Origin of the sequence: Delftia acidovorans SPH-1 (genome assembly GCF_000018665.1) — a bacterium.
Lineage (GTDB): Bacteria > Pseudomonadota > Gammaproteobacteria > Burkholderiales > Burkholderiaceae_C > Comamonas > Comamonas acidovorans.
On the sequence record NC_010002.1, the window covers coordinates 781,577 to 803,821 of the forward strand.

22 protein-coding genes are annotated in these 22,245 nt (G+C 68.1%); 9 read left to right on the plus strand and 13 right to left on the minus strand.

All coding sequences use genetic code 11. The features are described from left to right. The first annotated feature begins 10 nt into the window (after positions 1 to 10). From DACI_RS03595 to DACI_RS03605, 3 genes are all read left to right on the plus strand, one after another. A complete protein-coding gene (locus tag DACI_RS03595) occupies positions 11 to 532 on the plus strand; it encodes a hypothetical protein (protein ID WP_225971032.1) in 522 nt (173 codons plus the stop codon). 158 nt (positions 533 to 690) lie between these two features. Continuing rightward, positions 691 to 1,515: a YecA/YgfB family protein gene (locus DACI_RS03600; RefSeq protein ID WP_016450524.1), complete on the plus strand. Its 825-nt coding sequence runs from the start codon at positions 691 to 693 to the stop codon at positions 1,513 to 1,515. A gap of 33 nt (positions 1,516 to 1,548) precedes the next feature. Beyond that, positions 1,549 to 1,863: a helix-turn-helix domain-containing protein gene (locus tag DACI_RS03605; protein ID WP_012202639.1), complete on the plus strand. Its 315-nt coding sequence runs from the start codon at positions 1,549 to 1,551 to the stop codon at positions 1,861 to 1,863. Here the strand turns inward: DACI_RS03605 and DACI_RS03610 are convergent. From DACI_RS03610 to DACI_RS03630, 5 genes are all read right to left on the minus strand, one after another. Then, positions 1,844 to 2,335 (minus strand): CinA family protein, encoded by a 492-nt coding sequence (locus DACI_RS03610; RefSeq protein WP_012202640.1) that lies wholly within the window; start codon positions 2,333 to 2,335, stop codon positions 1,844 to 1,846. The two genes, DACI_RS03605 and DACI_RS03610, sit on opposite strands and share 20 nt — an antisense overlap. A gap of 10 nt (positions 2,336 to 2,345) precedes the next feature. Then, positions 2,346 to 2,846, minus strand: a complete 501-nt coding sequence (locus tag DACI_RS03615; protein ID WP_012202641.1) for a phosphatidylglycerophosphatase A family protein — start codon at positions 2,844 to 2,846, stop codon at positions 2,346 to 2,348. Positions 2,847 to 2,976: 130 nt separating this feature from the next. Further along, on the minus strand, positions 2,977 to 4,629 hold the full coding sequence (locus DACI_RS03620; protein ID WP_012202642.1) for a DUF4139 domain-containing protein: 1,653 nt from the start codon (positions 4,627 to 4,629) through the stop codon (positions 2,977 to 2,979). 38 nt (positions 4,630 to 4,667) lie between these two features. Beyond that, the gene (gene thiL / locus DACI_RS03625; RefSeq protein ID WP_012202643.1) at positions 4,668 to 5,633 is read right to left on the minus strand and encodes a thiamine-phosphate kinase; all 966 of its coding nucleotides are present in this window, start codon (positions 5,631 to 5,633) and stop codon (positions 4,668 to 4,670) included. A gap of 65 nt (positions 5,634 to 5,698) precedes the next feature. After that, positions 5,699 to 6,598, minus strand: coding sequence for a LysR family transcriptional regulator (locus DACI_RS03630; protein ID WP_012202644.1), 900 nt, complete (start codon positions 6,596 to 6,598; stop codon positions 5,699 to 5,701). Between the two features lie 70 nt (positions 6,599 to 6,668). Between DACI_RS03630 and DACI_RS03635 the strand changes: the two genes are divergently transcribed. The 4 genes from DACI_RS03635 (at position 6,669) to DACI_RS03655 (ending at position 11,746) form a co-directional block, all read left to right on the plus strand. Beyond that, on the plus strand, positions 6,669 to 8,117 hold the full coding sequence (locus tag DACI_RS03635; protein WP_012202645.1) for an acyclic terpene utilization AtuA family protein: 1,449 nt from the start codon (positions 6,669 to 6,671) through the stop codon (positions 8,115 to 8,117). After that, the gene (locus DACI_RS03640) at positions 8,114 to 8,485 is read left to right on the plus strand and encodes an AtuA-related protein (RefSeq protein ID WP_012202646.1); all 372 of its coding nucleotides are present in this window, start codon (positions 8,114 to 8,116) and stop codon (positions 8,483 to 8,485) included. The genes DACI_RS03635 and DACI_RS03640 overlap by 4 nt, the downstream gene beginning before the upstream one ends. Positions 8,486 to 8,533: 48 nt before the next feature. Next, complete coding sequence (locus DACI_RS03645) at positions 8,534 to 9,517, plus strand: Bug family tripartite tricarboxylate transporter substrate binding protein (protein ID WP_012202647.1); 984 nt, start codon at positions 8,534 to 8,536, stop codon at positions 9,515 to 9,517. Between the two features lie 108 nt (positions 9,518 to 9,625). Beyond that, positions 9,626 to 11,746, plus strand: a complete 2,121-nt coding sequence (locus DACI_RS03655; protein WP_012202648.1) for an alpha/beta hydrolase domain-containing protein — start codon at positions 9,626 to 9,628, stop codon at positions 11,744 to 11,746. A gap of 62 nt (positions 11,747 to 11,808) precedes the next feature. Here the strand turns inward: DACI_RS03655 and DACI_RS30925 are convergent, their stop codons facing one another. From DACI_RS30925 to apaG, 6 genes are all read right to left on the minus strand, one after another. Then, positions 11,809 to 12,555: a hypothetical protein gene (locus tag DACI_RS30925; RefSeq protein ID WP_012202649.1), complete on the minus strand. Its 747-nt coding sequence runs from the start codon at positions 12,553 to 12,555 to the stop codon at positions 11,809 to 11,811. Further along, positions 12,539 to 13,003, minus strand: a complete 465-nt coding sequence (locus DACI_RS32750; protein WP_318773081.1) for a Com family DNA-binding transcriptional regulator — start codon at positions 13,001 to 13,003, stop codon at positions 12,539 to 12,541. The genes DACI_RS30925 and DACI_RS32750 overlap by 17 nt, the downstream gene beginning before the upstream one ends. Continuing rightward, on the minus strand, positions 12,909 to 14,033 hold the full coding sequence (locus DACI_RS03665) for a YbdK family carboxylate-amine ligase (RefSeq protein ID WP_013804717.1): 1,125 nt from the start codon (positions 14,031 to 14,033) through the stop codon (positions 12,909 to 12,911). The genes DACI_RS32750 and DACI_RS03665 overlap by 95 nt, the downstream gene beginning before the upstream one ends. Further along, the gene (locus DACI_RS03670) at positions 14,023 to 15,285 is read right to left on the minus strand and encodes a cation:proton antiporter (protein WP_012202651.1); all 1,263 of its coding nucleotides are present in this window, start codon (positions 15,283 to 15,285) and stop codon (positions 14,023 to 14,025) included. Before DACI_RS03670 ends, DACI_RS03665 begins: the two co-directional genes overlap by 11 nt. Positions 15,286 to 15,483: 198 nt before the next feature. Next, positions 15,484 to 17,451, minus strand: a complete 1,968-nt coding sequence (locus DACI_RS03675) for a site-specific recombinase (RefSeq protein WP_012202652.1) — start codon at positions 17,449 to 17,451, stop codon at positions 15,484 to 15,486. Between the two features lie 52 nt (positions 17,452 to 17,503). Continuing rightward, a complete protein-coding gene (gene apaG, locus DACI_RS03680) occupies positions 17,504 to 17,911 on the minus strand; it encodes a Co2+/Mg2+ efflux protein ApaG (protein ID WP_034367895.1) in 408 nt (135 codons plus the stop codon). Between the two features lie 116 nt (positions 17,912 to 18,027). Here apaG and rpe point away from each other — a divergent pair, with 116 nt between their 5' ends. Continuing rightward, the gene (rpe, locus tag DACI_RS03685) at positions 18,028 to 18,711 is read left to right on the plus strand and encodes a ribulose-phosphate 3-epimerase (protein WP_012202654.1); all 684 of its coding nucleotides are present in this window, start codon (positions 18,028 to 18,030) and stop codon (positions 18,709 to 18,711) included. Between the two features lie 67 nt (positions 18,712 to 18,778). Here the strand turns inward: rpe and DACI_RS03690 are convergent, their stop codons facing one another. After that, the gene (locus tag DACI_RS03690; RefSeq protein ID WP_225971033.1) at positions 18,779 to 19,066 is read right to left on the minus strand and encodes a CzcE family metal-binding protein; all 288 of its coding nucleotides are present in this window, start codon (positions 19,064 to 19,066) and stop codon (positions 18,779 to 18,781) included. A 198-nt stretch (positions 19,067 to 19,264) separates the two neighbouring features. Continuing rightward, the gene (locus DACI_RS03695; protein WP_012202656.1) at positions 19,265 to 20,311 is read right to left on the minus strand and encodes a porin; all 1,047 of its coding nucleotides are present in this window, start codon (positions 20,309 to 20,311) and stop codon (positions 19,265 to 19,267) included. Between the two features lie 482 nt (positions 20,312 to 20,793). Between DACI_RS03695 and DACI_RS03700 the strand changes: the two genes are divergently transcribed. Further along, complete coding sequence (locus DACI_RS03700; protein WP_225971034.1) at positions 20,794 to 22,212, plus strand: hypothetical protein; 1,419 nt, start codon at positions 20,794 to 20,796, stop codon at positions 22,210 to 22,212. The last annotated feature ends 33 nt before the right edge of the window (positions 22,213 to 22,245 follow it).

The following is a 22,245-nucleotide window of genomic DNA, read 5'->3' on the forward strand; positions in this document are numbered from 1 at the left end:
GGAAAGCACCATGAAGCCACAGCCCATCGCCCCGTTGATGGATGCCGTGTTGCGCACGCTGGGGCGGCATAGCCGGCAGGACTACCTGCGCCTGGCTCTGCACCAGGCGGGATTGAGCGATACGCAGCTGCTGAAGATCGATCACGCCCCGCCTTACCCGGTGACATGGGCGGAGACGGGGCTGGGCCTGGTCCTTCAACGCCTGGCCTGGGGCGACATGCCAGGCGCTCCGACATGGGGCGTGCACAGCGTGACCCTGGATGCGCAGCGCTGGAAGGGGTCCTGGCCCATGGGCCTGGATCCGGAGACCGTGACCGCGCAGGAATTCGTCAGCCTGCTGGCCCAGGACCCGGCCGAGGCGCTGTGCCTGCCCCAGATGGCCTGCTGCACGACCCGCGGCTTCGACGAGCAGACATGGGCACTGGTGGCAGTCTTTGGCGGCGCCAGCGGCGCTTTGCAGAATTTGACGATGAGCCGGGTCGGGGAATGGGTGGGGCTTTCCATGCTCCCGGCCTGGCAGGGAGCCGGGTAGCGGGTGGGCCATGTGGGCCATGTAGGCGATAGGGCCCCGTGGGCGCCAGTTCCGACCGGGCGCCACGGACATGGCGGCGCGGCTACACTGCGGGCCATTCATTCGAGGGGCTGGCCGTGGCCGGTTCCTTCCCCCTGTTTTCCCTAGAGATTTCCGCCATGTCCAACGACGCCCACGAAGCCACCGCCCTGCCCGACGAGCCTGCCCTGACGCCCGAGGCGCTGGAGGAGCTTGACGATCTGCTCGACGAGCTGCGCACGCGCGGCGAGGAGATTCCGCAGTGGGAGTTCTGCGACGGTTTCCTGACGGCGCTGATCTGCACGCGCCGCGAGGTGCCGGCCGCCGAGTGGCTGCCCATGCTGCTGGGCGACGGCGGCACGCTGGAGGCGGCCGAGGGCCAGCCGCTGCCGCTGATGGAAGTGTTCAAGGACGCGGCGCAGCAGGCGCGCTTTCTGGAGCTGGTGGGCCTGCGCATGGACGAGATCCGCACCCAGCTGGACGCCGACGTGAAGACGCTGGAAGACGACCGCACCTTCCAGCCCGAGGCCATGGACATGCGCGGCGCCATCCTGTCGCTGCCCGAGGAAGAGCGTCCCGATGACGGCGAGATTCCCTCGTTCGGCCAGATCTGGGCGCTGGGCTTCATGTTCGTGGTCGAGAACTGGGCCGAGGAATGGGCCGCCCCGCGCGACAAGGAAGCCGCCGGCTGGCTCAACGAGGCGCTCAACGCCGTCGTGGCCCTGACCGAGGACGACACCGGCAAGCCCGAAGTCTGCATGTACGACGAGGACGGCCCCGCCAGCACCAGCCAGGAGCGCGTGGAGCAGTTCGGCGAGGCCATCTGGGCGCTGTACGACCTGCGCCAGATCTGGAAGAGCATGGGCCCGCGCCAGGAAACCATCGTCAAGGGCGAGCAGCCGGGCCGCAACGACCCCTGCCCCTGCGGCAGCGGCAAGAAGTTCAAGAAGTGCCACGGCGCCTGAGCGCCCGCGCCACAGGCTTTGGATGCACGGGCCATGAGACATATCGGTGAACGCATACGCGCCCGCCGCGCCGAACTGGGCATGACCCAGGGCCGGCTGGCCGAGGCCGCAGGCATCACGGCTTCGGCCGTGTCGCAGATCGAATCGGGGGCCATCCGCACCCTCAAGAACGACACCCTGGCCCGCGTGGCCCTGGCGCTGCAGACCACGGCGCTGGAGCTGACGGCCGGCCTGGAAGACGACAACGCGCCGCTGCCCGTGGACGAGCAGCGCCTGCTGGAAAGCTACCGCGCCCTGCCTGCACCGCTGCAGGAGATCGCGCACCGGCTCATAAAAGCCTTGCGCTGATCAGCGCATTGAGGCGCTGCAAGGCGTGTGCCACGGTGGCCTGGCGCACGGCGGCGCGGTCGCCGTCAAAGCGCAGGCATTCGCTGTGCGTGGTGCCGTACACGTTCCAGCCGAACCAGACCGTGCCCACGGGCTTGGCGGCGCTGCCGCCGCCCGGCCCGGCCACGCCTGTCACGGCCACGCTGCACTGCGCGCGTGAGTGGGCGATGGCGCCTTCGGCCATGGCGCGCGCCACGGGCTCGCTCACGGCGCCGTGCTCGGCGATCAGCGCCTCGGGCACGCCCAGCAGGTCGTGCTTGGCCGCGTTGGAGTAGCTGACAAGGCCGCGCTCGAACCATTCGCTGGAGCCGGCGCGGTCCGTGCAGGCCGCAGCGATCATGCCGCCCGTGCAGCTCTCGGCCGTGGCCAGCATCCAGCCGCGCTGCAGCAGCAGGCCGGCCAGGGTTTCGACGAGTTCGTTGGATGCGTTCATGCCCGTTCCTTCAGCCGATGAAATGGCGCCATAGCGCGATGACCAGCAGCGTGCAGAAGGCGGCCACCAGGTCATCGAACATGATCCCCCAGCCGCCGCGCCAGCCGAAGCCCTTGAAGCACCGGTCCGCCCATTTGACGGGCTGGGGCTTGGCGGCGTCGAAGAAGCGGAACAGCGCAAAGGCGATGAGCTGGCCCCAGAAGCCCGTGGGCATGACCAGCCACAGCACCAGCCAGAAGGCCACGATCTCGTCCCAGACCAGGTTGCCCGGGTCGGCCACGCGCATGTGGCGCGCCGTGACCGTGCAGGCCCACCAGCCCAGGGGAATGCTGCCCGCGATCAGCAGGCCGATCTGCTGGGGCGTGAACCAGTGCTGCAGCAGCAGGAAGGACAGCCAGGCCCACAGCGTGCCCACGGTGCCCGGCGCGATGCGCCCCAGCCCCGAGCCCAGCCCCATGGCGATGAAGTGGGCTGGGTGGGACATCATGAATTCCAGCGTGGGGCGTGCCATGCCGCCCTGCGGCGGGCCTTCCGGTGGGCGCGCCGCAGAGGCAAAGGTGGGGGTAGCAGGATCGCCGGAAACCTCCGGCCGCAGCGGCGCGTCACTCATGGGGCGAGATCATAAGCGCGGCCCTGGTGCTTCACTGACGCTCTTCGACCGCCAGATCCTGCGGATGGCGGATCTGGTGGCGGGCCTCGAAGCTGGCGCTGGCGCCAGCGGCCAGCGGCTGCTGCCAGGCGATCATGCCGTTGCGGTCGTTCCAGCGCGTGGTGGCCGGCTGCGGGTTGTATTGGGACTGCACGCGGATCTGGTCATTGCGCGAGATGGGTGCGGCGTCCACCACCTGCAGTTCGATGGCGCGGTCATGGCGGTTGTCCACCTGGAAGCGCCGCGTGACCTGGCGTTCGGTGCTGCTGCTGAGCAGGCCGCCGCTGCCCGTGGCCGAGTCCACGGGCAGGTTGCGCACGACCACCTTGTCGTCACGGCCGAAGGACAGGCCCTGGGCCAGCGCGGCGGCGTTGCCGAAGTCCAGCCGGCCCTGGCCGGCGAAGGCGCCGTCGCGGAACAGGGCCACGGGGCCTGCGGGCCAGACACCGGCCGGCACGGTCAGCTGGGCCACCAGGTAGGCGGCCTCTTCCACGGCGGGCGCCGTGCGCGTGAGCAAGGTGGCCGGCAGGTTCTGTGAGCCCAGGGCCAGGGTCACGCGCTCGCTGCTGGAGGGCACGCTGATGCGGTAGGGCACGGAGAACTGCGTGGCGTAGGCGGTGTTGAGGCTGGCGACATCGAGCACCGGCAGTTCGGCGGCCTCGCTGGCCGCCCCGGGCTTGCGGGCGCGCTCCAGCATCATCGCAGGGGCCGCCGGGGCCGGCGCTGGCGGAGGGGCCATGGCGGCCACGGGGCGGGGCCGTTCCACATCCAGCGTCCAGGGATTGGGCAGGCGCGCCTGCGTGCTGCGCGAAGGCTGGCCCGTGGACAGCAGCAGCTGTACCTGGCTCCAGTCCTCGCCGCTGTTCTGGGCCACCAGGGCCAGGCGTTCGATGGCCACCGTGCCCTTGGCCGGGTCCAGCTGGGCGCGGTAGGTGGGCTGCCAGCTCGGGCCGCGCACCTGGTAGGTCAGCTGCACATTGGCATCGGTGGGGCTGGCCAGTTGCACGGTGACCTTCATCACCTGGGCGTTGCCTGCGCCCGTACGGTCGCGTTCGAGCTGCAGCGGCCTGAGCTGCTCCTGCAGCGCCTGCTTTTGCCGCAGGATCTGGTGGGCGCGCAGCGTGTTGCCACGGCTGGCGCTGCGCAGCGCCTCGGTGGCGGCGCCCAGCTGGCTGGCGGCGGGCAGGGCGGGGGCTTTGGCGTCATCGCCGGGCTTGGCCAGGCCCTGCAGGTAGTCGCCCACCAGCTTGGCGGCGGACTCGTCGGCCTCCAGCGCGGCCAGCTGGTCTTCCAGCGTGCGGATCTGCTGCTCCAGCGGGCTGGCGCAGGCCTTGGAGGCCAGTTCGCGCGGCTGCGACTGCAGCTTGTAGTCGCCCAGGCGCACGCCGGCATCGGCGCTGACCTGCAGGCTCTGCGGGTCGATGGAGCCGGGCAGGCACTCGAACACCAGCTGGCGCGTGGCGGCCGTGATGCGCGCCGTGCGCTCCACCGAGGCCACGCCCGCATACAGGGTGACGCGCGCGATGGGGGCGCGGGCGATGGTGGCTTCCTGGGCTTGTGCCTGGGCCTGGACCGGGGTGCCTGCCAGCAGGAAGCAGGCGGCGGCCAGGGCAGAGAGGGCGGGCAGGGCGGAGCGTTGAACCATGGGCAGTCCTTCTCGGATGAAAGTGGTTTGGCGCGGCGTCAGGCCGCAGCGAAGTGGTCGAATGAGGTCCACCGGGGCGCCATGGCCGCTCCGTCCGGGCCGATCAGCCGCAGGCCGGGCTGCTCCTCGATGCAGCCTATGCGCGTCACGCGCGTGGCGCTGTCGCGGCCTGCGGCCTGCACGGCATCGCGCCGGTCGGCCGGGGCCGTGAAGCACAGCTCGTAGTCGTCGCCGCCGGACAGGGTGCACTGGTGCAGCAGGTCGATGGCCAGGGGCGTGTGCCTGCCGGCATCGAGCAGGGGCGTGATCAGGCGCGTATCCAGGCTGGCGCCCACGCGGGATTGCGCGAGGATGTGGCCCAGGTCGCCCAGCAGGCCGTCGCTCACATCCAGCGCGCTGCTGGCAATGCCGCGCAGCGCCTGGCCCAGGGCCACGCGCGGCGTGGGCGCTTCCAGGCGCTGGCGCGCGGCGGCCAGCGTGCCGGGTGGCAAGGTGGTGTGGCCCAGCAGGGCTTCCAGCGCCAGGCGGGCATCGCCCAGGCTGCCGCTGACCCAGATGTCGTCGCCCGCGCGCGCGCCGCTGCGCAGCAGGGCCTGGCCGGGCGGCACCTCGCCGAAGACGGTGATGCAGATGTTCAAGGGCCCCTGGGTGGTGTCGCCGCCGACCAGCTCGCAGCCGTGGGCGTCGGCCAGGGCCAGCAGGCCGCCTGCAAACGCCTCGGTCCAGGCCGCATCGGCACGCGGCAGGGACAGGGCCAGGGTGAAGGCCAGCGGGCGGGCGCCGCAGGCCGCCAGGTCGGACAGGTTCACGGCCAGGCATTTGTGGCCCAGCAGGCGCGGGTCCACGTCGGCGAAGAAATGCCGGCCCTCGACCAGCATGTCGCTGGAGACGGCCAGCTGCATGCCCGGCGCCGGGGCGAGCAGGGCGCAGTCATCGCCCACGCCCAGGGCGGCGCGGCGCACGGGGCGCTGGAAGAAGCGGCGGATCAGGTCGAATTCACCCACTGTGGCGGCTTTCGGATGCGTTTGGCGATCAGGCTATTGTGCTGCGAGGTTCGTGCTGCCCCGTATCAGGTGGTCTCGCCCGCACCGGGCCGATGCTCCAGCGCCAGCGCGTGGAAGGCCTGGGCGGCCGGCGACAGGCTGCGCTGGCGCCTGCGCACCAGGTACAGGTCGCGCCGGCGGTCGGCATCGGCCAGCGGGCGCGTCACCAGGCCAGGCTGCACGAAGTGGAACAGCGCCAGGGCCGGCACCACGCTGATGCCCATGCCCGCGCGCACCATGCCCATCACGGTGGCCAGGTGCTCCACTTCCAGCAAGGTGTTGAGGGGCGGGGCCTGCTCCTGCGATTCCAGGTACTGGCGAACGCTGCTGTGGCGGGCGAGCTGGATGAAGGGCTGGTCCCGCAGGTCGGCCATGGCCGGCGCGGGCAGGGCCGCCAGCGCATGGTCGGCGCGGCAGACCAGGTGCAGCCGGTCGGCGCAGAACCATTCGGCCTGCAGCTCCTCGGTGTCGGCGCGGATGGCGGCCAGCGCCAGGTCGGCCTGGCCCGAGGCCACCTGGGCGATGCACGATTCGGACAGCAGGTCCGACACCTGCAGCTGTATGCCCGGATGGCGCGCATGGAACAGCGCCAGCACGGGCGGCAGCCAGGCTGCCGCCAGCGAAGGCAGCAGGGCGATGGACACGCGCCCGCGCTGCAGCGCCGCCGCCTCGCGCAGGCCGTGCACGGCATCGCCCAGGTCGGCGCGTATGCGCTGCGCGGCATCGAGGAACTGCGCCCCCTCCTGCGTCAGCGCCACATGGCGCGTGCTGCGGTCGAACAGGCGCACGCCCACGCCGTCTTCCAGGCCCTTGATCAGGGCGCTGAAGGCCGGCTGCGACAGATGGCAGCGCTGCGCGGCCAGGGTGAAGCTGCTGAGCTGGGCCAGGGCGATGAAGGCATCGAGCTGGCGGGAGGAGATATTCATCGGGTTTTTGGATAAGTCGATCCGAACAATCGATTTCACAGATTAGCAGCGGCTGCCTACATTGGCTCTCATGGACAACCTGGAACCCTCTCTTGCCCCGGACAGGCCCCCGCTGTGGGTGGGCTGCGCAGCCGGCTTCTCGGGCGACCGCACCGATGCCGCCGCGCCCGTGGTGCGCGCCCTGGCGGCCAGCGGCCAGAGCGCCTGCCTGATCTTCGAGACCCTGGCCGAGCGCACGCTGGCGCTGGCCCAGCTCGCGCGGCGCGAGCAGCCCGACGCGGGCTACGAACCCCTGCTGGAGGACTTGCTGGAGCCCGTGCTGGCCGACTGCCTGGCGCATGGCATACGCATCGTCAGCAACTTCGGTGCCGCCAACCCCGAAGGCGCGGCGCGCTGCATCCAGCGGCTGGCGCAGCGCCTGGGCCTGCGCGTGCCGCGCATCGCCGTGGTGCATGGCGACGATGTCTGCGGCCCAGCGTACCGCGAGGCGCTGCGGGCCGCGCTGGGCGCGGAGTTTCCCGAGGATTCGCTGGTCAGTGCCAACGCCTACATCGGTGCCCGCGCGATTGCCGAGGCCCTGCAGGCCGGCGCCGAGATCGTGGTGGCCGGCCGCGTGTCCGACCCCTCGCTGACCCTGGGGCCGGCCATGGCGCATTTCGGCTGGGCCTGGGACGACTGGGACCGCCTGGCGCGCGCCACCATGGCAGGCCACCTGCTGGAATGCGGCGCCCAGGTCACGGGCGGCTACTTCGCCGACCCGGGCTTCAAGGACGTGCAGGGCCTGGCGCGGCTGGGCTATCCCATTGCCATCATCGAGCCCTCGGGCGACTGCACCATCACCAAGCCCGAAGGCACGGGCGGCCTGGTCAGCGAACGCACGGTCAAGGAACAGCTGCTGTACGAGGTGCACGACCCGGCCGCCTACCTGACGCCCGACGTGGTGGCCGACCTGTCCGAGGCCGAGGTGCACCAGGTGGGGTCTGACGCCGTGCGCCTGAGCGGCGTGCGCGGCCATGCGCACAACGGCCACTACAAGGTCAATGTCTGCCATGCCTCGGGCTGGCTGGCCGAGGGCGAGATCTCCTATGCCGGCCCGCGCGCCCTGGAGCGCGCCCGGCTGGCCGGCGAGGTGCTGCGCGAGCGCCTGGGCGGCGAGGCTGCAGGCGACCTGCGCCTGGACTGGATCGGCGTGGCCAGCGTGCTGGGTGACGACGCCGGCCGCTGGCGCGACGCGCAGCCGGCCGGCGCGGCCGCCCCCCAGGACGTGCGCCTGCGCGCCGCCTGGCTGCGCCCCACGCAGGCCCAGGCGCGGCGCCTGCCGCGCGAGGTCAATGCGCTGTACACCTGCGGGCCGGCTGGCGGCGGCGGCGTGCGCACGGCGCTGCGCGCGCGGCTGGGCACAGTGTCCTGCCTGCTGGCGCAGCAGAGCGTCGCCACCGGGTGGAAGTGGGCCGAGGGAGATGTCGATAAAGGGGTCGAGAAAGAGGCCGGGAAAGAGGCCGGGGAGCACGCCGCATGAACACACTGCCAACCACGATGCCCGTCACCGTGCCGCTGTACCGCCTGGCGCACGGGCGCACGGGGGACAAGGGCAACCGCTCCAACATCAGCCTCATCGCCTGGAATGCCGCCTGCTGGCCCGTGCTGGTGGAGCAGATCACCGAAGAGCGCGTGGCCGCGCACTTCGCCGCCCGGCGCCCGGCGCGCGTTCAGCGCTTCGTGCTGCAGCGCCTGCAGGCCATGAACTGGGTGCTGGACGCGGTGCTGGACGGCGGCGTCAACGACGCGCTCAACCTCGACAGCCACGGCAAGGCGCTGTCGTACTGGCTGCTGCAGATGCAGGTCCCCATACCGGCTTCGCTGCTGCCCCACCTGGCGCCGGAGTAGCCGGCAGGACCCGCCCGTCACACATTCATCACAACAAAGGAGACAGACATGAACCTTTCGCACAACTTCCCCCGCCGCCATGTGCTCGCGCTGGCCGCCTGCGCGCTGGCAGCCGCCGCAGCACCGGCGCTGGCACAGGACTATCCGTCCAAGCCCATCACCTTCGTCGTGCCGTTTGCGGCCGGCAGCGCCACCGACCAGCTGGCACGGGCGCTGGGCCAGGCCGTGACCACGGCGACCAAGCAGGCCGTGGTGGTCGAGAACAAGGGCGGCGCCAGCGGCATGATCGCGGCCCAGCAGGTGGCGCGCTCGGCGGCCGATGGCTACACGGTGCTGATCACCACCAACACCACGCATGCGGCCAACCAGCATCTGTACAAGAAGCTGCCCTATGACGCGGTCAAGGACTTCGCGCCCGTGGCCGGGCTGGGCAAGGGCGGCCAGGTGCTGGTGGTGCGCGCCGATGCGCCGTACAGGAACGTGGGCGACCTGCTGGCGGCGGCGAAGAAGCAGCCGGGCAAGCTGTCGTTCGGCAGCGGCAGCTCCTCCAGCCGCGTGGCCGGTGAAATGCTCAAGCAGCTGGCCGGCGTGGACCTGATGCACGTGCCCTACAAGAGCAATCCGCTGGCCATCACCGACCTGCTGGGCGGCCAGATCGACCTGATGATCACCGACACCTCCACCGGCGTGCCCCAGGTCAAGTCGGGCAAGCTGCGCGCCCTGGGCTACTCCACCACCAAACGCAGCCCGCAGCTGCCCGAGGTGCCCACGCTGGAGGAAGCCGGCGTCAAGGGCTACGACATGGGTTACTGGTTCGCGGCCTACGCGCCCGCTGGCACGCCCGAGGCCGTGGTGGCCCGTCTGAACCGCCTGCTGTCCGACGCTGTGCACAGCGCGGGCGCCAAGTCCTTCTTCGAGATGTCCGGCTCCGAGGGCTGGACCGCCACGCCCCAGGAGCTGGCCGCCTTCCAGGCGGGCGAGACCCAGAAGTGGGGCCAGGTGATCAAGGCCGCCGGCATCCAGCCCGAGTAGGCCGCTCCCCGCTCTCCCGTTCCCTTTTTTTCCGAACCGTCCTAGGCCGCCGCAATGCACGGCGGCCAGGGCGGAGCCTTGCCTGTGCCATGACCCCAAGGAGACAACATGCACATCAGATCCACCCATCCACTGGCCCTTGCCCTGGCCGCATCCGGGCTGCTGACCGCCTGCGGCGGCAGTGACTCGCCTGCCGGCTCGCAGGCGCCGCGCATGCAGCTGAGCATCAGCGCCACCGAGGACTTTGCCGGCAGCTATGGAAGTGTCGGCGCCTACGAGAAAGTCACCGGCGTGCTGCGCGGCGAGCTGGACCCGGCCGACCCGAAGAACGCCGTGATCCAGGACCTGGCGCTGGCGCCCGTCAATGCGCGCGGCATGGTCGAGTACAGCACCGACTTCGTCATGCTCAAGCCCAAGGACATGTCCAAGGCCAGCGGCGTGCTGCGCTATGACGCGCCCAACCGCGGCAACATCCTGACCATGCCCAACCCCACGGCCACGCCCGGCGATGCGGTCTACCTGGAGCGCGGCTATGTGCTGCTGTACTCGGCCTGGCAGGGCGATGTGCCCAAGTCCACGCCAGCGCGCCTGACGGTCACCGTGCCCGTGGCCCGCAACAAGGACGGCAGCAGCATCACGGGCAGCTACCGCACCGAGCTGGTCCCGGCCGCCGCCGTGCCCTCCATGACCCTGCCCGGCGGCGTGTTCAACGGGACCATGATTCCCTACGAGCCCGCCAGCCTGGACAACACGCAGGCCGGCTACTCGCTCACGCGCCGCATCAACGAAACCGATGCGCGCCAGACCGTGCCTGCGGGCGACTGGAAGTTCGCCAGCTGCGATGCCGCCGCCAATCCCTTCCCCGGCACAGCCAGCGCCACCAATGTCTGCCTGAAGGGCGGGTTCGATCCGCAGTACCTCTACGAGCTGGTCTACGTGGCCAAGGACCCCAAGGTCATGGGCGTGGGCCTGGCCGCGCTGCGCGACACGGTGAGCTTCTTCCGCGCCAAGGCGGCCGATGCCGACGGCAAGGCCAATCCGCTGGCCGGGCGCATCACGCACACCATCGGCCAGGGCACCTCGCAGTCGGGCAATGCCATGAAGACCTTCCTGCACCTGGGCTTCAACCAGGCGCTCGATGGCGGCAAGGTCTTCGACGGCATGTATGCCCACGTGGCCGCGCGCCAGACCAACATCAACACGCGCTTTGCCGTGCCCGGCGGCGGGGGCGGCCTGCGCACCGACCACACGGCCTTCGGACAGACCGCGCCGCGTGGCCTGGACAAGGACTACAGCGACGAGGTCAGCGGCCGCCAGGGCGGCGTGATGAAGCGCTGCGAAGCCAGCAACACCTGCCCCAAGTTCTTCCTGGGCCTGTCGGGCACGGAGTTCTGGCAGCTGCAGGGCTCGCCCGTGCTGACCGATGCCAATGGCCTGCGCGACATCGCCCAGCCCGCCAATGCGCGCATCTACTACTACGCCAGCACCCAGCACGGCGGCGCAGGCGGCACGGCCAGCATCGGCTATGCGCCCACGCGCAATGTCTATCCGGCCGGCACCGTGGTGCACTTCAACGACACGTTCCGCGCGCTGTTCGTCGCGCTGGAGGACTGGGTGGTGCGCGGCACCGAGCCGCCGGCCAGCCAGGTGCCCAAGCTGGCCGACGGCACCCTGGTGCGGCCCGACAAGCTGGTCTTTCCCGCCATGAAGGGCCTGAGCTGGAGCGTGGGCGGCGTGCAGACCGCCATCCCCGAGTTCCGCTACCTGGCGCGCCACAACGGCTTTGCGCTGCTCGACTTCGGCCCGCAATACGTGCCGCAGGACGAAAGCGGCATCGCCACGCTGCAGCCGCCGCGTGCCACGGGCAAGGACTACGCCATCCTCGTGCCCCAGGTCGATGCGGCCACCGGCCTCACGCGCGCAGGCATCCGCAGCGTGGAGGCGCGGGCACCGCTGGGCACCAGCATGGAGTTCAACTACGTGGCCACACCGGGCATCGTGGACCTGTCCAACCTCACGGGCAGCTTCATCCCCTTCCACAAGACGCGCGCGGCGCGGCTGGCGGCCGGTGACGCGCGGCCTTCACTGGAGGAGCTGTATGTCGATCAGGCCGGCTACGTGAGCGCCGTCACGGCCGCGGCCCAGGACCTGGTGCGCCAGCGCCTGCTGCTGCAGCGCGACGCCGACGCGCAGATCACCGCCGCGCGTGCGGCGGCGGTGCTGCCTTGAGGGTCTAAGGCCTTGACTTGCATGGCGGGGGCTGACCGCGTGGGCTGCAAGCCCCTGTACTCTCAGGGGTGTGCAACCGATTTGTGGGCGCGCGTCCAATAGCTCATCAGGTTCGTGAAATAAAAACCTGCTGCGGGCTTGGCCGGATCATGAATGCTGAACACACACACCTTGCCGTCGTCTCGAGATACATAGTTTCCCGAGAATTCCGACCAGTAGATGGGTAGTTTGTAAACAATGGATTTGGTTTGTTTGTCGATGAATCTAACCTTGTGCCCGACGGCGCCATGGAACACGATGCTTTCAAGCACCATGCGATACCAGCGATCACCCTGAAGTTTTGCCTGTCCGATAGCACCTCTTGGATGCTGCGCCGACGGAGGGTGATGCGATTCACCATTATTGAAATCGTTCGTGATTTCGATTTCCTCCAGAGCGACACTACCGCCTGCATAGCCCCATTTGCCTGCAATGGCTGCAGCGCCACGGTTGTCGCCTCTTACATAGGGAACGCTGTTCCAGCCCTTGTGGCGAGAGATGATGCCCGTGTGGCACGACTCGATTTCAAGGAAGTCTTCGACAAACTTCACATCCATCGCAACAGTATGACGATTGTTTTTCCTGTCATACCCGGATGGCTTGCCCGCGTCGTCGAATACGAGCGTATAGGGGTTGGTCGGCAAGATATGGTGCGATCCCGGCACCACAGGAATACCGCTGGCATTGGATGCGAAATAGATGACTTCGTTGTTCGGTGTGCTGGACAACACGTCGCCATCGGCAATTAATACCTTAGTTGCTTGAGCCATGGTGGCTTCCTTTCTTCAAGGGCGCTCGTAGGCACTCGGGTTCGGGGCTCATATGGGCTCTCAAGGAATTGAGCGTTCCGCAGCGTGGGCATTTGATGCTTAGTTGCTGGAAAACTCCCATTGCCAGTTTGCGGTTGCAACTGGCACATCTGACCTCTTGCATGGCGCGACCCTCCGGACTTGATGGAGAACATCGCGGATCAGGCCGCCAAGGCTCGGCCACCCTCTCCAACGCAATTTCATTGTGCTGGGGCCACAGCGTGTTGTGTGGAGGAACGCCGCTTTGTCGAACGTGAGGGCTTGACGCACAACCTGCGGTAGCAGCCCTTGGATGCATGCAGTGCCAGTCGTGTCTACACGGCCTGACCGCGAAAGCGCATGGCCGCCTGGCGCGAGACCTCGGCCAGAAGCTGCTCGCTGCGCTGGCGTTCGCGCAGCCAGCGGGCATCGTTGCTGCCGGCGGCCACGTCGCTGCGCAGCAGGTGCAGGGCGGGCGCGGCGCCATGGCGGGCCGCGTAGTCGGCCACGGCATCCATGGTCTTGAGGATGTGATCGGCCAGCGGCATGTGCTCGCCCGTGGCCGGGTCCACGTACACGGCCTCCAGGCCGAAGCGGCAGGCCTGGAAGCGGTTGTAGGTGTAGACCAGGTAGTCGTCTTCCACGGGCGTGAAGGGCTGGGTGTCCATGAACCAGGCGGCCAGCGCCTGCACATAGCCGGACAGGGCGGCTGCGCGCTCGATGGTCAGCGGCGTGTCGAACACGCGGATCTCGATGGTGCCGAACTCGGGCTTGGGCCGGATGTCCCAGTAGAAGTCCTTCATGCTCTTGACCACGCCCGTGCGCGTCATCTTGTCGAAGTACTGCTCGAACTCGCTCCAGTGCAGCACGCAGGGCGCGCGGCCCGACAGCGGAAAGGCGAACACCGAGTTCAGCCGCGCCGAGTCGAAGGCCGTGTCATGGCCCTGCACATAGGGACTGGAGGCCGACAGCGCAATGAAGTGCGGGATGTAGCGCGACATGCGGTGCAGCATGAGCAGGGCCGCGTCGGCGTCGGGGCAGCCGATGTGCACGTGCTGGCCGAAGATGGTGAACTGCTTGGACAGGTAGCCGTACAGCTGCGACAGCTCCTGGAAGCGCGGCTTGTCGTAGATGCGCCGCTCATGCCACTGCTGGAAGGGGTGGGTGCCGCCGCCCACCACGGCGATGTTGAGCTTGTCGGCGCTTTTGACCAGCGCATCGCGGATCTGGCTGAGCTGGCCCAGCACCTCCGAGGCCGAATGGCAGACGCTGGTGGAGATCTCGATCATGCTGTTCGTCATCTCGGGCACCACGCTGCCGGGCAGCGGGTTCTTGAGCATGAGGCGCAGCATGTCCTCGGCGTAGGGGGCCAGGTCGTAGTCGTGGGTGTTGACCAGCTGCAGTTCCAGCTCCACGCCCAGGGTCAGCGGTTCGGACGAGTTGAAGGCTTCAAGACTCACGTTCATCTCCTGCGGTATTCGTGCGGCTCAGCGGCTTCCAGGGACGGGAGCTTTCGCCGGAGCGGTAGATGGCCACGGTGGCCAGGGCGGCGCCCAGCACCTCCATCACCAAAATGGTGGGCAGGGCCACGCCTGCGATCTGCGCGCCCAGCTCGGGCGCGGCGGCCACGAACTGCGAGGCGATCAAAAGCGCCACCGACGACATGGGCGCCATGGCGCAGCCCACCCAGAAGGCCTGGCGCCAGTTGGCGCCCGTGCCCACATTGCCCACGGCCACGCCCAGGGTCTTGGCGACCAGGCGTGCCAGGATCACGGCGCCCACCACGCCGGCCACCGGCGCGCTCCAGTCGGCCTGCGCGGCCACGGTGGAGACCAGCACGAACATCAGCATGGTCAGCAGCGAGGCCGCCGTGCCCAGCTGGCGGGGCCAGGCCCAGGGGCGCGGGTTGAACTGCTTGAGCAGGATGCCGCCCAGCAGCGCCGCCAGCGGCGCCGAGCCGCCCAGGTACGAGGCCACGGGCACGCTGGCCGAGATCAGCGTGAGAAAGAGGATGGAGGTGTTCTCGCTGGCCGGGCTCATGAAGCGCAGCGCCAGGCGCATCAGCACGGCCAGCACCAGGGCCACGGCCACCGAGACGCCCAGCACCACCAGCACCGGCATGATCGAGGCCACGAAGCCCGCCTTGGGCTGCGTCAGCATGCCCGCCTTGGCGCTGCCCAGGGCCAGCGCATACAGCGTGGACAGGGTGGCCAGCACCAGGCCGCGATCGGTCACGGCACCTGCGGCACGCATGTCGGCCACCACGCGCGTCAGCACCAGGGGCGAGGCCGCCATGGCCACCAGGGCCAGCGGCCCGGCCACTTCGGGGGCCACGCCCAGCCAGCCCAGCACCAGGGAGACCAGCACATAGGTCAACGCGGATTCGGCCACGCTTTGCACCAGCACCATGGGGTTGTGGCGGAACCAGCGCAGCGTGATGCGCCCGCCGCATTCGAACAGCACGATGGCCACGCCCAGCTCCAGCAGGAACAATCCCGTGCCCTGCAGCGGCCAGGCGGTATTGGCGCCAAAGCCGATCAGCCCGGCAATGCCGCCGACCAGCGAATAGCCGACCACCTTGGGCAGGGCCGCATGGCGCTGGCAGGCGTAACCCACCATGGTGGCCACGGCCAGCAGCAGGGACCATTGCACCGTGGCCAACCCGGCCGATGGCCGCAGCCACGGTTCCCAGAAGCTCAGCATGTCATTCATAAGCGAGGTCCTTTGCGCGAGCCAGTGGCCCGCAAGCGAAGCTCCGCAGGGCCTTCCCTGCGGCGCGGGCAAGCCCGCGTCCCGTGCGCCTGGCACGGGGACACTTCGTTGGCGATCCACTGGCGTGACTGCCGGGCTGCAAGGCCGGGCGGGCACGCCAGCACGTGGGTTCCGCGTGGTTCCCGAGGTCCCGCAGGCTCAGGGGCGGAAGAAACTCAGCGGCGCTGTGCGCAGACGGCGGCGGATGGCCGAATAGATGCGCGAGCGGTCGACTCCGCTGACATTGTGTGCCCTCATCGCAACGCGGAATGCCAGATAAAAGCTGACAGTGACATTCAACGCGCCATTGACCGGCAGTAGGGCAACCGCCCACCAGAACATGTCGGAGTGCAGCACCTGCCAGCCCAGGGCCGCCATGGCGGCACCGATCTGGCCTGCCGACAGCGTGACGTGGCGCACCTCCAGCCCCAGGCCGAAAAAGGCCGCGAACGCGGGCACCAGGCCCAGCATCATGCCCAGCGAGACGTTGGCGGCAAAGCCCGAAATGTTCTTGCGCCAGAAATGCGCCCAGCGGTCGGCACGCTTGGCGCCCAGCCAGCGCGTGATGCCGGGGTTGTAGCGGATCACCGAGTCCAGCCGGCGCAGCACGAACCAGTTCTCCGCCCAGCCCGCGATCAGGCTGCTGGCGAACAGCAGCACGCCCGTGAAGGCCGCGAACAGCGGCGACATGCCCAGCAGGCTCAGCGAGTCGAGCACCGCAATCGCATGCGGCCCGTCGATGGGCGTGTGGCCGAACAGCTGGGCATAGCCCAGCGACAGCAGCAGCACCATGGGCAGCACCACCAACACGTTGCCCAGCACGGCCGCCACCTGCGAGCGCACCAGGTGGGCGACCTCGTCCACGAACTCCTCGATGGCCTCGCTGGCGCGCAGGTCCTTGAGCTTGGCGGCCATGGCCGGTGCCGTCATGGCCGGCTGCTTGGTCGCCACCGTGAAGTGCAGCAGCTGGATCAGCACAAAGCTGATGGAGTAGTTGATGCCCGCCGCCAGCCCGCCCCAGAACGCTGACAGCCCCAGCGCGTAGAGCGCGAACTTCAGCAGCGTGGTGAAGGCCATCACGAAGCCGCCGCCGGCGGCCTTGGTTGCCATGGACAGGTATTCGCGGCCGGTGCGGGTGATGTAGTGCTCGCCGGTCTCGGCGCTGCGCTCGGCCACCTTGGCCGCCAGCAGAGAGGTGTTGGTGGACAGCAGCGCGCGCAGGCTGCGCCGCTCGATGCCCACGGACACCAGGTTGGCCAGCAGGTCGGCCGTCTCGGTGGCGCGGTTGTCGGCCACAAGGCAGTCCAGCAGCCGCCTGACGCGCAGGATGCGCGCGCGCAGCTGGCGCAGGCGGAACACCAGGCCCACCGAAATCCCTTCGGACTCGAAATGTGTGTAGACCGATGTCACGGCCGCGCGACAGGCATCCAGGCGCTCGCGCAGCCGGGCCTCGGCCGCATCGCGCCGGTCATTGGTGCGCAGCGCGTGCATCACCTCCACGCGCAGGCTCTCTGCGTCGTGGATCAGGGCGTGGAAGGGCTGGTCGTCGCGCGCCTGCTCGTCCATGCGCAGGCGCAGTTCGGGCGAAAAGCCTGTGGACAGGATCTGCCCCGTGCAATAGGTGATGGAGCCCAGCAGGCTGTTCTGCCAGAAGCTGCTGCCCTGGCCCTCGCTGCCGTCGGTCAGCAGCAGTGCGATGCGTTCGAGCAGCGGCGCCTCCAGCGCGTGCAGCCAGCGCGCGTCGAATTCGTCGGGCATGGCCAGCATGAACAGCTCGGAAGCATCCACCGTCTCCGGCGTGCTGGGCAGCAGCTTGTAGCGTGCGCGCTCGGACAGCTCGCTGAACATGTTGGTGCGCGGTGCAAAGCCGAAATCGGCCAGCAGCGCCGTGATGTCCACGGTGTCGATGAAGCGCAGCCACCAGGCATGCAGGCGCTGGCGCACGGCCGGGTCGGCCTCCACGGCCTCCACCAGCAACTGCACACGCTGCACGGCGCCGTCCACCGACGGCTTGGGCGCGCGCACCCACTCCAGCAGGTGGATCAGCCAGATATGGCGGTGCGCGAGGTCGGCCTCGGGGTCGAGTGCGGCCAGAAGGCCGGGCAGGTCTTGGGTGATTCGCTTCATGTAGGGGTCTTGCGGCAGGGCGGAAGACTAGCGCCTCCCCCGAGGAACGCGCTCAGTGCAGCACGCGGTTGTCAGGGTCTGGAAAGCTGTCGCCGCCAGCGCCCGACTGCAGATGAAAGCGCGGGATGGGGCACTCGAAGACCTCGCCCTCGTGGCTGATGCACAGATAGCTGCCCTGCATGCTGCCGTTGGGCGTGCGCAGCTGGCAGCCGCTGGTGTACTCGAAGGTCTCGCCGGGCTGCAGCAGCGGCTGGCGGCCGATCACCCCCAGGCCCTTGACCTCTTCGACATGGCCCAGTTCGTTGGTGATGATCCAGTGGCGCGCGATCAACTGGCCCGGCACCTGGCCGGTATTGGTCACGGTGATCGTGTAGGAGAAGGCGTATACGCCCGCCGCTGGAGCGGATTGCTCTGGCAAAAAGGCGGGGCGGACCTGGACCTGGAACTCGTTCATGGGCATGGCGGCAATGGTAACTGCCCGCAATGTACCGGCTTGCGAACGCCCCCACGCGCCGCCGCCCATGGCTTTGTGCCGTCGCTGGTGCCGGCATGGGCTAGCTGCGACAATCGCAGGCCATGAGCCCCACCTACCGCATCGCCCCCTCCATCCTGTCTGCCGACTTCGCCCGTCTGGGCGATGAGGTCAAGAATGTGATCGCCTCCGGCGCCGACTGGATCCACTTCGACGTGATGGACAACCACTACGTGCCCAACCTCACGTTCGGTCCCATGATCTGCGAGGCCCTGAAGCCCCATGCGAAGACGCCCGACGGCCAGCCCGTGCCCATCGACGTGCACCTGATGGTCTCGCCCGTGGACGAACTGGCCACGGCCTTCGCCAAGGCCGGTGCCGACTACATCAGCTTCCACCCCGATGCCACGGCCCACGTGCACCGCAGCATCCAGAACATCCGCGCCCAGGGCGCCAAGCCCGGCCTGGTGTTCAACCCCGCCGCCCCGCTGGACGTGCTGGACTGGGTCATCGACGACATCGACCTCATCTTGCTGATGAGCGTGAACCCCGGCTTCGGCGGCCAGAGCTTCATCGACAGCACGCTGCGCAAGATCGAGGCCGCGCGCAAGCGCATCGAGGCCAGCGGCCGCGACATCCGCCTGGAAGTGGACGGCGGCATCAAGGAAACCAACATCCGCCGCGTGGCCGATGCCGGTGCCGACACCTTCGTGGCCGGCAGCGCCATCTTCGGCAAGCCTGACTACAAGGCCGTGATCGACGCCATGCGCGGCGCCCTGGCGGCCTGAGCTTCGGCCTGCCTCCAGCAAAAAAGGGCCCGCGAATTGCGGGCCCTTTTCGTTGCCAACGGCGCTTTCAGCCGCCCAGCTCATGCTCTCCGGGCATGACGAAGATGCTCTTGCCCTGCGTGTCGAAACCGGGCGGCGCAAAGCGCGCCACCGGGACATGGTTGTGCTGGATGGAGCTGACCTTCCACGCGAATGTGCGGCCCTGGCTGGTGAAATTCACGGTTTCGCCGCAGGCGATATTGATGGGCCCTTTCTGCGATAGATCGACAGTACGGTAGACGCCCGCAGGCGCGGGCGATCCGTAATAGGATTTTCCGTTTGCAAAGCGTTCCGCATGGGCCGGCAATGCAGCCATGACGATTGCTGCGGTGCCAAATATGAATATGGATTTCATTGAATATGCCTCCGAAATAGGGCGGATACATGGGCGGATTCATGAAATCCGCCATGAACTGTATTCAGTCCATGGCGGAGACTGTAGAGTCATCGGCTTCTATATATCCGGGCAGCCGGATGACATTTCAGCCATATTGCCGCAAATGCGTGGCAATCTTCAGAAACTGTGGCGCATGCCGAGTTCAGCGCCTGTGGAGCTGCCGCCCGCAGCCAGTCCGGTGGTGCCGCCATTGAGGCTGAAATTGGCCCCGCCCTTGTTGGTCACGCGTGCAAGGGTTCCGTACAGTGCCGTGCGCCGCGACAGGTTGTGCACATAGCCGATCGCATACCTGTTGGCATCGCTGCCATTGAAGGCCACCGGCCCACGGCGCGAATCGGTGCGCACATAGGAGGCGCGGATGTAGTTCGCCCCCACGGGCACGGTAAGGCCGACCTGCCAGCGGTCCTCGGAGCCCGCGATGCGGGTTCCATAGGTGCCATAGGGCAGGTCCTCGCGCTGGAAATACCCCATCAGCCTGGCAAAGCCGAAATCGTAGGAGGCGCCTGCGCCGTATTGCTTGAGCTTGGTGCCCGCAGCGTTCACATCGGTCGAGCCATAGGTGAGCGCCAGGTTCAGAGGGCCGCTGTCGTAGGTCAGGCGGCTGCCGAAATGGCGGCCGGCGCTGCTCACCGGGTCTTCGTCCAGGGCATACATCACTTCTGCCTGGAAACCGCTCCATTTGGGAGTGAAGTACTGGATGGCGTTGTCGCTGCGGTAGTAGTTCGAGAAGGTGCCGGGCAGGCGGCTGATGATGTTGGAGTTTGCCAGGCCGATCACGTTGAACGGGTCGAACTTGGTGGGATTTTGCGCGGCCGGCGTGAAATCGCGGCCCAGGCGCAGCTCGCCGAAGCCGCCCGCCAAGCTCACCGTGGAGCGGCGCTGGAAGAACTTGCCATTGGCGTTTGTCGTGCCGGTGTCGGCATAGAGGTCTGACTCCAGCCAGAACTCGGCCCTCAATCCGCCGCCCAGATCCTCGGTGCCGCGAAAGCCAAACCGGCCCGATGACAGCCCGCTGTTGTTCATGGTCATGTTGCTGGGCAGATCGCTGTTCTTCACGTAGCGCCCATTGACGTCAACGATGCCGAACAGGGTGATGGATGACTGCGCGCTGGCCGCCAGCGAAATGACGGGCAGTGCGGCCGCCAATATACGATTGAATTTCATGCCTGGTCCTTGTATTGAATGTGGATTCCATGCGCATCCATTTCAAAACGGATGCTGTTGTAAATACTAGAATTCACAGGACGGCGCCAGGAGTCTTGAAAAGGAATCGACGGGGGGTGGCAAGCCAATCACAGGTTTTTGGGGCTCGACATGTTCCGTCCGGCCAACACCAATGGATTGCAATTCCATTCATGGCAGTTGTCTTTCTTCAATATGTCTTGAATGTCACTTTTCTGTTGGGTAGATGGATTCTGGAGATTGATAGCATCACGGGGGTTGAATCGGTAAAGAAGAAAAAAATCAATTCGTATCGGGTTGTTGATACGGCTGAGAGCGGGTATCGCAAGATAGGAGGGGACAGAAAAATGCGGCGCGAGGATGTCAAGCTGAGGATGCTGGCCAGGCGAGGGGACACGGGTGCCAGGCTTCAGCTCGGGGAGGCGTATCTGACCGGGGGACCCGGCGTTTCCAGGAGCATCCCGGTGGGGTTGGAGTACCTGCAGGCCGCACTGCCTCAGGCCAGGCGCCAGGCCTCGGTCTGCATAGCCTTGCATCTGCCGCTCAGGGAGTTGCTGGAGCACGGGCTGCTGGAGACCCTGAGGATCGCGGCGGAGTACGAGGATGTCGGGCGCCAGAAGCTTGCCGCATGGCATCTCATCCGGGGGGAGCTCGATCTGGCTCTGGAGTGCCTTGGCAAGTGCAGCGCCGCCCTGCCAAGCCATCTGGCAAGCAGCGTGTCTGCGCACACATCCGGCGAGCTGCTGCAGGCGTTGCAGATCCTGCGCGCCATACAGCCGCTGGACATTGCCGAAGTCATGGCCTGCGAGGCCCGGCAGGCCATGGCCATGGGCCAGTCGCACCGCGCCGTGCGGATGCTGGAGCTCCTGCGCGACCTGCCTCATGCCGCTCATGGCCCGGTCATGCAGCAGCTCATTGCCGACCTGGTCCACCAGGCGGAGGTGGCGGGCCATGGCCTGGGACGGTTGACCGTGGGCTGTATCGAAGCCAGCCTGGACCGGTGCGCCGCCAATGGCGACGTGCGCGCCTGCCACGTGCTTGGACGGGCGCTTTCGGGGCTGCCCTGTGCACACCTGGCTCCCGAAACCCTCGTGAATGCGCAGAACCTGCGCAAGGCCGCAGCCCTGCTGTTGCGCGCTGCCGATGGCGGCATCGTCACCGCCTGGCTGCACCTGTTCCGCATCTGCTCCGACTACCGCAGCTCGGTGGCCAATCCCACCCTGGCACGCTTTTGCCTGGAGAAGGCGGCACGTCACGGGCTGCCCGAGGCCGAGCGCCGCCTGGGTGCGCTGGTGCTGCGTGATGCCACGCACATCGAGCCCATGGAACAGGGCGTGGCCCTGCTGCATGCTGCAGCGGCCAAGGGGGACGTGCTGGCCGGGCTGCTGCTGCGTTCATTGCTGCTGCCCGTGGGCGGTGACAACGAGCAGGAGGCCCTCGCGGCCATCGAGGCCGTACAGCCAGATGCCCCGCTGCTGGCCATGCGCCTGCGCCTGGCGCGCGTGTTCGGGCTCACCAAGCTGGAGGCGCTGTCGGTCAATCCCTCGACCGCCATGCGTCCCTGGGGGCTGGTGGTGGGCCACAACCGCCTGGTGGCGAAGGCCCGGCTGTGCGAGCCCCGTGCCGTGCCCGCGACCACGCCCGATGCCCTGCGCTGCCTGGAGCAGGCCGCGTCCATGTTCTCGGCGCAGCACGGGGAATCCCTGGCGCCTGAAGGCTCGCTGAGGGCCCGATCCCTGCAGATGCGGCGGCTGTTTCACCGCCTGCAGATCAGTGAAACGGTCTTCTTCGCTTCTGCCTCCTCACAGCAGCGCGATGCCATTCGCGTTGGCACGAAATGGGCCAGGCGGCAGCAGCAGATCCTCCGGCAGGTGCTGGCCTGAGCCTCGCCTGTGGCCGCGTGCGAAGGAAATGAC

Excerpts from the sequence above, each read along its gene's own strand:
- DACI_RS03605 (WP_012202639.1), top strand. The coding sequence starts at position 1,549 with ATGAGACATATCGGTGAACGCATACGCGCCCGCCGCGCCGAACTGGGC.
- DACI_RS03690 (WP_225971033.1), bottom strand. The coding sequence starts at position 19,066 with ATGGCTGCATTGCCGGCCCATGCGGAACGCTTTGCAAACGGAAAATCC.
- DACI_RS03675 (WP_012202652.1), bottom strand. The coding sequence starts at position 17,451 with ATGAAGCGAATCACCCAAGACCTGCCCGGCCTTCTGGCCGCACTCGAC.
- DACI_RS03635 (WP_012202645.1), top strand. The coding sequence starts at position 6,669 with ATGGACAACCTGGAACCCTCTCTTGCCCCGGACAGGCCCCCGCTGTGG.
- DACI_RS03600 (WP_016450524.1), top strand. The coding sequence starts at position 691 with ATGTCCAACGACGCCCACGAAGCCACCGCCCTGCCCGACGAGCCTGCC.
- DACI_RS03630 (WP_012202644.1), bottom strand. The coding sequence starts at position 6,598 with ATGAATATCTCCTCCCGCCAGCTCGATGCCTTCATCGCCCTGGCCCAG.
- DACI_RS30925 (WP_012202649.1), bottom strand. The coding sequence starts at position 12,555 with ATGGCTCAAGCAACTAAGGTATTAATTGCCGATGGCGACGTGTTGTCC.
- DACI_RS03640 (WP_012202646.1), top strand. The coding sequence starts at position 8,114 with ATGAACACACTGCCAACCACGATGCCCGTCACCGTGCCGCTGTACCGC.
- DACI_RS03620 (WP_012202642.1), bottom strand. The coding sequence starts at position 4,629 with ATGGTTCAACGCTCCGCCCTGCCCGCCCTCTCTGCCCTGGCCGCCGCC.
- DACI_RS03695 (WP_012202656.1), bottom strand. The coding sequence starts at position 20,311 with ATGAAATTCAATCGTATATTGGCGGCCGCACTGCCCGTCATTTCGCTG.
- rpe (WP_012202654.1), top strand. The coding sequence starts at position 18,028 with ATGAGCCCCACCTACCGCATCGCCCCCTCCATCCTGTCTGCCGACTTC.
- DACI_RS03670 (WP_012202651.1), bottom strand. The coding sequence starts at position 15,285 with ATGAATGACATGCTGAGCTTCTGGGAACCGTGGCTGCGGCCATCGGCC.
- DACI_RS03655 (WP_012202648.1), top strand. The coding sequence starts at position 9,626 with ATGCACATCAGATCCACCCATCCACTGGCCCTTGCCCTGGCCGCATCC.
- DACI_RS03595 (WP_225971032.1), top strand. The coding sequence starts at position 11 with ATGAAGCCACAGCCCATCGCCCCGTTGATGGATGCCGTGTTGCGCACG.
- DACI_RS03615 (WP_012202641.1), bottom strand. The coding sequence starts at position 2,846 with ATGGCACGCCCCACGCTGGAATTCATGATGTCCCACCCAGCCCACTTC.
- DACI_RS03645 (WP_012202647.1), top strand. The coding sequence starts at position 8,534 with ATGAACCTTTCGCACAACTTCCCCCGCCGCCATGTGCTCGCGCTGGCC.
- DACI_RS03610 (WP_012202640.1), bottom strand. The coding sequence starts at position 2,335 with ATGAACGCATCCAACGAACTCGTCGAAACCCTGGCCGGCCTGCTGCTG.
- DACI_RS32750 (WP_318773081.1), bottom strand. The coding sequence starts at position 13,003 with ATGCCCGCTGGCTGCGCGAACGCCAGCGCAGCGAGCAGCTTCTGGCCG.
- apaG (WP_034367895.1), bottom strand. The coding sequence starts at position 17,911 with ATGCCCATGAACGAGTTCCAGGTCCAGGTCCGCCCCGCCTTTTTGCCA.